The 2,498-nt window shown below is 50.3% G+C and carries 1 rRNA gene; it reads left to right on the top strand.

Going from position 1 to position 2,498, the window contains the following annotated elements:
- Positions 1-2,484, top strand: a 23S ribosomal RNA gene (locus PAN07_RS17240); the annotation flags it as partial.
- Positions 2,485-2,498: the final 14 nt, after the last annotated feature.

Genomic DNA, 2,498 nt, shown 5'->3' with positions numbered 1-2,498 from the left:
GAAATCCCGTCGGAATCTGGGAGGACCATCTCCCAACCCTAAATACTCCCTAGTGACCGATAGTGAACCAGTACCGTGAGGGAAAGGTGAAAAGCACCCCGGGAGGGGAGTGAAATAGAACCTGAAACCGTGTGCCTACAACAAGTTCGAGCCCGTTAATGGGTGAGAGCGTGCCTTTTGTAGAATGAACCGGCGAGTTACGATATGATGCGAGGTTAAGTTGAAGAGACGGAGCCGTAGGGAAACCGAGTCTGAATAGGGCGCCTTAGTATTATGTCGTAGACCCGAAACCATGTGACCTACCCATGAGCAGGTTGAAGGTGCGGTAAGACGCACTGGAGGACCGAACCAGGGCACGTTGAAAAGTGCTTGGATGACTTGTGGGTAGCGGAGAAATTCCAAACGAACTTGGAGATAGCTGGTTCTCTCCGAAATAGCTTTAGGGCTAGCGTCGACATAGAGATTCTTGGAGGTAGAGCACTGTTTGGGTGAGGGGTCCATCCCGGATTACCAATCTCAGATAAACTCCGAATGCCAATGAATTATGGTCGGCAGTCAGACTGCGAGTGCTAAGATCCGTAGTCGAAAGGGAAACAGCCCAGACCACCAGCTAAGGTCCCAAAATAATTGTTAAGTGGAAAAGGATGTGGGGTTGCACAGACAACTAGGATGTTAGCTTAGAAGCAGCTATTCATTCAAAGAGTGCGTAATAGCTCACTAGTCGAGTGACCCTGCGCCGAAAATGTACCGGGGCTAAAACAATTTACCGAAGCTGTGGATACCTTTTATGGGTATGGTAGGAGAGCGTTCTATGTGTGATGAAGGTGTACCGTGAGGAGTGCTGGAACGCATAGAAGTGAGAATGCCGGTATGAGTAGCGAAAGACAGGTGAGAATCCTGTCCACCGTAAGACTAAGGTTTCCAGGGGAAGGCTCGTCCGCCCTGGGTTAGTCGGGACCTAAGGAGAGACCGAAAGGTGTATCCGATGGACAACAGGTTGATATTCCTGTACTAGAGTATGTAGTGATGGAGGGACGCAGTAGGCTAACTAAAGCAGACGATTGGAAGAGTCTGTCTAAGCAGTGAGGTGTGAATTGAGTTAAATGCTTAGTTCTATAACATTGAGCTGTGATGGGGAGCGAAGTTTAGTAGCGAAGTTAGTGACGTCACACTGCCAAGAAAAGCTTCTAGCGTTAAACATACTCTACCCGTACCGCAAACCGACACAGGTAGTCGAGGCGAGTAGCCTCAGGTGAGCGAGAGAACTCTCGTTAAGGAACTCGGCAAAATGACCCCGTAACTTCGGGAGAAGGGGTGCTGACTTTAGGTCAGCCGCAGTGAATAGGCCCAAGCAACTGTTTATCAAAAACACAGCTCTCTGCTAAATCGTAAGATGATGTATAGGGGGTGACGCCTGCCCGGTGCTGGAAGGTTAAGAGGAGTGCTTAGCGGTAACGCGAAGGTATGAATTGAAGCCCCAGTAAACGGCGGCCGTAACTATAACGGTCCTAAGGTAGCGAAATTCCTTGTCGGGTAAGTTCCGACCCGCACGAAAGGCGTAATGATTTGGGCACTGTCTCAACGAGAGACTCGGTGAAATTTTAGTACCTGTGAAGATGCAGGTTACCCGCGACAGGACGGAAAGACCCCATGGAGCTTTACTGCAGTTTGATATTGAGTGTCTGTACCACATGTACAGGATAGGTAGGAGTCTATGAGATCGGGACGCCAGTTTCGAAGGAGACGCTGTTGGGATACTACCCTTGTGTTATGGCCACTCTAACCCGGATAGGTGATCCCTATCGGAGACAGTGTCTGACGGGCAGTTTGACTGGGGCGGTCGCCTCCTAAAAGGTAACGGAGGCGCCCAAAGGTTCCCTCAGAATGGTTGGAAATCATTCGCAGAGTGTAAAGGTATAAGGGAGCTTGACTGCGAGAGCTACAACTCGAGCAGGGACGAAAGTCGGGCTTAGTGATCCGGTGGTTCCGTATGGAAGGGCCATCGCTCAACGGATAAAAGCTACCCTGGGGATAACAGGCTTATCTCCCCCAAGAGTTCACATCGACGGGGAGGTTTGGCACCTCGATGTCGGCTCGTCGCATCCTGGGGCTGTAGTCGGTCCCAAGGGTTGGGCTGTTCGCCCATTAAAGCGGCACGCGAGCTGGGTTCAGAACGTCGTGAGACAGTTCGGTCCCTATCCGTCGCGGGCGTAGGAAATTTGAGAGGATCTGCTCCTAGTACGAGAGGACCAGAGTGGACTTACCGCTGGTGTACCAGTTGTCTTGCCAAAGGCATCGCTGGGTAGCTATGTAGGGAAGGGATAAACGCTGAAAGCATCTAAGTGTGAAACCCACCTCAAGATGAGATTTCCCATGATTTTATATCAGTAAGAGCCCTGAGAGATGATCAGGTAGATAGGTTAGAAGTGGAAGTGTGGCGACACATGTAGCGGACTAATACTAATAGCTCGAGGACTTATCCAAAGTAACTGAGAATA

Source organism: Streptococcus sp. SM5, assembly GCF_027497975.1.
The sequence above is the reverse complement of the archived record's forward strand: the minus strand, read 5'-3'. Positions and strand labels throughout refer to the sequence as shown.